The 774-nt window shown below is 43.5% G+C and carries 1 protein-coding gene; it reads right to left on the bottom strand.

Annotated elements, in window-relative coordinates:
• Window positions 1–774: SDR family NAD(P)-dependent oxidoreductase (locus HQN90_RS38075; protein WP_173227993.1), on the bottom strand; the 774-nt coding region annotated here is incomplete at both ends.

Below are 774 nucleotides of genomic sequence, written 5' to 3'. Positions count from 1 at the left end.
CAGTTGCCTTTTGTACTTTGTTCTCAAGCATTCGGTTATCTACATCTTCTGTTTCTTCGGTTTTGTCATGCATTTGTTCTTCATTTCCCGTGTTACCTTCACCTTGGATTAAAAGTTGCCGTCTTAATTCCAAAGCGTCTCCTTCTACTATAACGACCTGACTGCAATTCGAGACCCATGCTTGGTAAAATGCATGAAGTCCCTTGATCGTGTCCAAAACCTCTAGTCCTTTCCCCTGCATCAACTTCTCGGTAGCTTTACTTACCTGCATCCCCCCCTCTTTCCAAAGTGGCCAATTGATGGTCAGGGTTCGTCCTTGTCGTTGCTCTTTAGCTATTAACTCATTTCTATGTTCGGTGTAAACATCCATATATGCATTTGCTGCCGCGTAATCCGCTTGACCCGGATTGCCCAATACCCCTGATCCGGAGGAGAATAGGATAAAGAAATCAAGGGCTTCTTCTTTACTGGCTTGGTCGAGATAGGCAACTCCCCGTACCTTGGGAGCAAATACTTCACCTAACTCCTCTACTGATTTTTTTTTGATGTAATTGTCACGTATGACCCCAGCACAATGAATGATGCCGTTTATACAGCCGTATTCTTCACGTACTCCCCTGATTAACTCCGTTACTTGACTCTCTACGCTTATATCCGTTTCTTTCAATACCACCTTTGCTCCGTTTTCCTCTAATTCCTTGATTCTTTCTCGAACACTTGCTTTATTCGGGGTTCGACTGCTTAATATCAATACGGGTTTTTTCACCTTACGAG

Source organism: Paenibacillus alba (assembly GCF_013204855.1).
GTDB classification, from domain to species: Bacteria; Bacillota; Bacilli; order Paenibacillales; family NBRC-103111; genus Paenibacillus_E; species Paenibacillus_E alba.
Note: the sequence above shows the minus strand (reverse complement) of the source record. Positions and strands in the feature narration are given on the sequence as shown.